Below are 6,371 nucleotides of genomic sequence, written 5' to 3'. Positions count from 1 at the left end.
ATGCTGGCGCTGCCGCAATCGCCGACCTTCGACCCCTGGATCAAGGCCTGGGGCGAGACCTGCGTCGGGCTCACCTGCGCCGGCATCAAGGGTTACTTCTGGAACTCGATCAAGATGGTCGTGCCGGCTGTCGCGATCTCCACCATCATGGGGGCGCTGAACGGTTATGTGCTGACCAAATGGCGCTTCCCCGGCCACACGCTGGTGTTCGGGCTGATGCTGTTTGCCTGCTTCATCCCGTTCCAGTCAGTGCTGTTGCCGATGGCAACGATCCTGGGCTCCCTCGGCCGCTTCGGCATGACGCTGCAGAATACCACGGGCTTCAACTTCGGCTTCGGCAATCCGACGGTCAATCTGGTCTTCGTGCATGTCGTCTATGGCTTGGGCTTCACGACGCTGTTCTTCCGCAATTTCTACGAGGCCTTTCCGACCGAGCTGGTCAGGGCCGCCCAGGTCGATGGCGCCAGCTTCTTCCAGATCTTCCGCCGCATCATGCTGCCGAACTCGCTGCCGATCATCGTCGTCACGGTGATCTACCAGTTCACCAATATCTGGAACGACTTCCTGTTTGCCTCGGCTTACGCCGGCACCGGTGACACCATGCCGATGACGGTGGCGCTGAACAATGTCGTCAACACCTCGACCGGGGTGGTCGAATACAATGTCAACATGGCGGCGGCGATGATCGCCGCCGTGCCGACGCTCATCGTCTATATCCTCGCCGGCCGCTACTTCGTGCGCGGTCTGATGGCGGGCGCTGTCAAAGGGTAATCCATGGCCTTCCTCGAAATCTCCGGTCTCAAAAAGCGCTTCGGCGCCGTCGACATTCTCAAGGGGATCGACCTCGAACTCGAAAAGGGCGGCTTTCTCGTGCTGGTCGGCCCGTCCGGCTGCGGCAAGTCCACGCTGCTCAACACCATTGCCGGGCTGGAGACGATCACCTCAGGCGATATCAAGATCGACGGGCGCGACATCAGCGGGCTGCATCCCTCCAAGCGCGACATCGCCATGGTGTTCCAGTCCTATGCGCTCTATCCGAACATGACGGTGGCGGGCAACATCGCCTTCGGCATGGAGATCCGCGGCGTGCCCAAGGAGGAGCGTGCCAGGGCGATCGCCCAAGTCTCCGACATGCTGCAGATCGGCCACCTGCTCGACCGCAAGCCGAGCCAGCTGTCGGGCGGCCAGCGCCAGCGTGTCGCCATGGGAAGAGCGCTGGTGCGCAATCCGCAGGTCTTCCTGTTCGACGAGCCGCTCTCCAACCTCGATGCCAAGCTGCGCGTCGACATGCGCACCGAGATCAAGCGGCTGCATCAGCGCATGGGCACCACCTTCGTCTATGTCACCCATGACCAGATCGAGGCGATGACGCTGGCGACCAAGATCGCCGTGCTGAAGGATGGCGTGCTGCAGCAGTTCGGCACGCCAGCCGAGATCTATAACAGCCCGTCCAATATCTTCGTCGCCGACTTCATGGGATCGCCGGCGATGAACCTGCTCAACGCCACCGTCGAAAACGGCGCCGGCGGGCTCGAAGTCTCGCTGGAGCGGCCGAATGCCGCCCCGCTGAGATTGCCCGTCATATCAGGCAATGACGGACTGACCGCCTATACCGGCAGACAGGTGATCTTCGGCATCCGGCCGGAGGCGCTGACCGATCCCGATGGCGCCGACCGCAAGGCGCGCTCGCTGACCGAGGGTGATTGCCTGATCGAGGTGGTCGAACCGGCCGGCTCCGACACCTTCGCCGTCACCAAGCTCGGCGGCAAATCCGTCGTCGCCCGCCTGCGCGCCGATACCGGCATCGCACCAGGACAAAACACACGCCTCGCATTCAATCTCGACAAGGCGGTGTTCTTCGATCCCAATAGCCAGCTCAGGATTGGGTGACGGCCGTCAGGCGGCCGTCACACCGAGCGTCACCGGCGCGAAACGCGAGGAGACCGCTTCGACGGTGATCTCGCCCGTGAACCCCGTCGCCTCCAACCAGAAGCCGACAGTGCCGCCCTGCAGTGGCACGTTGGTCGGGCCGACGATCCTTGCCGGGCCGTGAACCTTCAGCGAAATGCTGTCGTTCATGAAGGGCAGGCGCTGGCCGCGCTGGTCGAGGGCGCGGATGATGACGCGCGTGCTGTCGCGTTCACGGGCTTTCAGCGTCGAGCTGTCGGCAACCACTTCCAGCGCCGTCGGCAGCGGATCGGCCGCCAGCGTCAGGCTGGCCACCGGCTCGCCGCCGATATAGCCGGTGAAGGTGCCGTCGATCCATTCGAGGCCCCAGGTGCCAAGTTCATCGGCGGTAAAGTGCCGATGGTCGAGCACGACGGGCGGGTGCGGCAGATGCGGATAGTTCTCGCGGTCCGGACCGATGCGCTTGCTGAGCGAGCCATATTGCAGCTCCACCTCGTCGCAGTTGGTCAGGATGATCAGCGGCAGCACGCCGCCGATATTGCGTTCGCCGCGCGCCCAGAAGGTCGCCGGCTTCATGACGATCTCCTCGGAAGGGTCGCACTGGCTGATATAGGCATAGGCTGCGAATTTCGGCTCGCGGAACATGTCCATGACGCCGTGATAGCAGATGCGGTCGCCGGAGCCGAAATCCTTGTGGGTGTTGTAATCGAACATGCACCAGCCGATGGCGCCAGAAATATCAGGATCGCCATAGGCGGCATTCAGCACTTCCAGGTGACGGCGCACATGCTCGGCCTGACGCTGCTCCTGGTCATAAATCTTCGTCGGGTGCATGTGGCCGTTGAACTCGGTGATGAGGTACGGCACCTTGTGGGACAGTCCGGTATTTTCCTGCTGGGCGCGCAGCGCGGTGCGCGGGCGGTTGGCGCCTGGCAATTCCTCGTTGCCGAGGATGAAGTCGTTCATCGTATAGACGTCTTCGAGCAGTTCGCTCTCGGTGAGATAACGCACGCCGCCGGTCTGGCGGGTGCTGTCGAGTTCACGGGCGAGACGGTTGGTCTCGGCGTAGAAATCGTGATTGTCCTGCGATTCGTTGATGCGCACGCCCCAGATGATGATCGAGGGGTGGTTCCAGTCACGCTCAATCATACGGCGGACATTTTCGATCGATTCCTGCTGCCAGTCGGCATCGCCGATATGCTGCCAGCCCGGGATCTCCTCGAAAACCAGCAGGCCGATCGTGTCGCATCGGTCGAGGAACCATTTCGACTGCGGATAATGCGAGGTGCGCACGATATTGCACTTCAACACCGTCTTCATGATGTCGGCGTCGCGCTCCTGGGCGGAACGGCCGGCGGCATAACCGACATAGGGGAAGGCCTGGTGGCGGTTGAGGCCGCGCAGCTTCAGCGGCTTGCCGTTGAGGAGAAACCCTTCCGGCGTGAATTCGGCGGTGCGGAAGCCGAACCTGGTCGAGACACGGTCGGAGCCGTGTTCGGTCCTGAGCTCGACGGTGACGTCATAGAGCGTGGGATCGGTGATGTCCCAGAGGGCGATGCCGGTGAGGCCGCCAAAGGAGAGCGTGGTGCGGCTGCCGATCGTTTCTGTCGCGGCGGTGGCGACCACCGTGCCGTCGGCCTGTTTCAGCGTGGCGGTGACCGTCGCCGAGAAGCTGCGGCCCTCGGGATTGGCGATGTCGACGCGTATGGTCGCCGATTTCTCCGGGCGAAGAACGTCGGTGGTTTCGATCTTGAGATTGCGGATCGAGACCGGGTCGGTGACCTTCAGCCAGACCTCGCGGTAGATGCCGGCATAGGTCAGATAATCGATGCGGCCGCCGAAAGGCGGAATGTCGGGATTCTCGCTGCCGTCGATCTTGACGGTGACGAGGTTCTCGCCCTTGACGAGCTTGCCGGTGAGGCGGGCCTCGAAGGGCGTGTAGCCGTCCTTATGGGCAATGATTTCCTCGCCGTTCAGATAGACGACGCTGTCGGCCATGGCGGCGTCGAAGACGAGCGAGACTTCGCGGCCTTCGAACTCCGGCAGCCAGCGCAGCACCTTCTGATAGGTGAAGGCGCGCTGATAACTGGTCTCGTCGAAATAGCTGAAGGGCAATTCGACGGCGGTATGCGGCAGGCTGACCGACTTGGCCGCATCGAAAGCTTCGAGCAAACGCTGGCCGAAGCCCTCATGGAAACTCCAGCCTTCGTTGAAGGAAACGACGGAACGCATTTCAGGCTCTCCCGGTTACGGCATCAGGGACGGCGCGGCGCCTTTCGGCGCGTGAAAATTGAGTCATACTATTCCTCCTTGATGCAATGGGTATGCGAGCTGTCAGGCGGTCGAGCCCCAGCGGGCGGTGCAGGTGAGCGTGATGCTGTGCGGGCCTTCGATCTCGGCGTCATGGCGTTCGATCAGTTCGACGACGGCATCGATGAAGGCGACGTGGTCGAGGCTCAGCGTGGTCAGGTCGTTGCAATCCCAGGCGGCCATGGCGATGCCGTCCTGGCCGACGATGGCGATATCATCAGGCGTGTTCTTGCCGAGCACCCGGCGGGCGGCATCGCGCGCACCGATCGCCATGACATCGTTGCCACAGATGATGGCGTCGACCTTGTCACGGTGCAGCAGGAGCACGGCTTCCTTGAAGCCGGAATCATAGGAGTAGTCACCGAAGGCCTGCGCTTCGAAGGAAAGGCCGCGCTTGGCCAGCGCATCGGCGAACCATTTTCGCCTGAGCTTGTCGATCCAGCTTGAATTGGTGCCGGAGAGGTAGGCGAAACGCTTCTTGCCGTCGTGGACGATCTTGTCGATGATCTCGTCCGCGGCCTCAGCGCCGTCGATGCGGATGCTGGAGACGCTTTCGTTGTCGAGCGGCTCGAAGGAGACGATGATCGGCTTCGTCGTGTGGAAAATATCGACCGCATCCTGCATCGACACCATGTCGGAAAAGACGACGACGTGATCGACCTGATAGGTGGAGGCAAGGCGCATCAGCTGCAGCCGGTCGGAATGATCGGCGCAGCAGAGGATGATCGGCAGCAATTGTCTTGCCTGCAGACGGTGGACGAGAAGCTGCTGCTCCTCGGCCTCGCAAGGGTTGCCGATCGCATTGACGACCAGAGCGACAAGGCGCGACCGCTGGTTATTCAGTGAGCGGGCGATCGCGTTCGGTTGGTAGCCATGTTCACGCGCGACGGCGAGGATGCGGTCGCGCGTCGCGCTGCCGATGCGCGAATCCGGCGAAAAGGCGCGGGAAATGGTGGCGGAGGAGACGCCGGCGAGTTTCGCCAGTTCCTTCGAGGTGATCCGCCGTCTGCTCATACCGCTCATCTTCAGCGCCTATTGGGCGACGATCCTGACGGAAGCACCGTCGGCCGCTGCCGATTCCTTGATTGCATCCCATAGCCTAGCGAATCTGAGGCCCATTTCAACGGAGCCGGAGTTTTCCATCTTTCCCTCGCGAATGGCGAGGAAATTCTTCATCGGGTTGCCGAGAATCTCGGCTTCCTCGCGCGGCTCGGCGGTACGCCCGATACTGATCTCGCGCCAGCCACCCCAGGCGTCGATGCGCACGATCGCCTTCGAATAGAAGAAGGTGATGTAGGAAGCGCAGCCCGGAGGGCCTTCGCCGGCGGCCGTCAACGTCGCCAGCGCGCCGTTCTTCAGTCGGGCGGAGACGGCGGTGGCGATATCGACTTGCCTGCGGTGATTGTTCATATAGGCCGAGACGCTGTCGAAATCGGAATTGGCGAGCAGGCAGACGGTGTTCATCATATGGGCGCCGGTGTCGAACATGAAGCCGCCGCCGGAGATATCAGGCTGCTGCTTCCAGTGGCCGTGGTAATTCGACGACCAGCTTTCCCAGATCATGCCCGATATGGCGATCAACTCGCCGAACTCGCCGGCGAGAGCCCGCCGGCGCGTGTCGAGCACCAGCGGCGACAGGCCGCCCTGGAAGGCGGTGACGATGGTGACGCCACTCTTTTTCTGCGCGGCGATCAGCCTCTCGGCTTCAGCGACTGTCGTCACCATCGGCTTTTCCAGGAAGAGGTCGAGGCCGGCCTCCGCGACGGCGGTTGCCTGCTCGGCATGGAAGGTATGCGGGGTGGAGACGTAGACGATGTCGAGTTCGCCCCGGCATTCGGCGAGCATCTGACGATAATCCTCGAAGCCCTTCGGCTCGGGTGCGCCGGCGGCGAGGCAGACGTCGATCAGGCGCTGGCGCGAAGCCGCCGTGGTGTCGGCGAGTGCAGCAAATTCGATCTCCGGCATCTTGACCCAGCTCTCGGCATATTCCGCCGCCTTCAAGCCGGCACCGATGACGCCGAGACGCAATTTCTCAGACATGAAAATTCCTCCCTGGATAGATTGTGCACACGATTACACAAACGGTATGGCGATGGCAATATCTAAATAAACAAGTAATATCAGCATATTAAAACTCAAGTTCAAATCTTTTC

Annotated in this window: 5 protein-coding genes; 2 read left to right on the top strand and 3 right to left on the bottom strand. The window is 62.0% G+C overall.

Annotated features, from left to right (window positions below; translation table 11 throughout):
* Positions 1-771 (top strand): carbohydrate ABC transporter permease (locus G9X67_RS34040; protein WP_171600717.1); only part of this gene is annotated, 771 nt, incomplete at its 5' end.
* A 3-nt stretch (positions 772-774) separates the two neighbouring features.
* Complete coding sequence (locus G9X67_RS34035; protein ID WP_130762436.1) at positions 775-1,890, top strand: ABC transporter ATP-binding protein; 1,116 nt, start codon at positions 775-777, stop codon at positions 1,888-1,890.
* A 6-nt stretch (positions 1,891-1,896) separates the two neighbouring features.
* On the opposite strand, the gene G9X67_RS34030 is transcribed toward G9X67_RS34035, so the two are convergent.
* The 3 genes from G9X67_RS34030 to G9X67_RS34020 all read right to left on the bottom strand — a co-directional run bounded on the left by G9X67_RS34030 (position 1,897) and on the right by G9X67_RS34020 (position 6,258).
* A complete protein-coding gene (locus tag G9X67_RS34030; protein ID WP_171600716.1) occupies positions 1,897-4,140 on the bottom strand; it encodes a glycoside hydrolase family 2 protein in 2,244 nt (747 codons plus the stop codon).
* Between the two features lie 102 nt (positions 4,141-4,242).
* Positions 4,243-5,241, bottom strand: a complete 999-nt coding sequence (locus tag G9X67_RS34025) for a LacI family DNA-binding transcriptional regulator (protein ID WP_171600715.1) — start codon at positions 5,239-5,241, stop codon at positions 4,243-4,245.
* Positions 5,242-5,250: 9 nt separating this feature from the next.
* Positions 5,251-6,258: a Gfo/Idh/MocA family oxidoreductase gene (locus tag G9X67_RS34020; protein ID WP_171600714.1), complete on the bottom strand. Its 1,008-nt coding sequence runs from the start codon at positions 6,256-6,258 to the stop codon at positions 5,251-5,253.
* Between the last annotated feature and the right edge of the window lie 113 nt (positions 6,259-6,371).

Source organism: Rhizobium sp. WYCCWR 11152 (assembly GCF_013087615.1).
Lineage (GTDB): Bacteria > Pseudomonadota > Alphaproteobacteria > Rhizobiales > Rhizobiaceae > Rhizobium > Rhizobium indicum.
The sequence above is the reverse complement of the archived record's forward strand: the minus strand, read 5'-3'. Positions and strand labels throughout refer to the sequence as shown.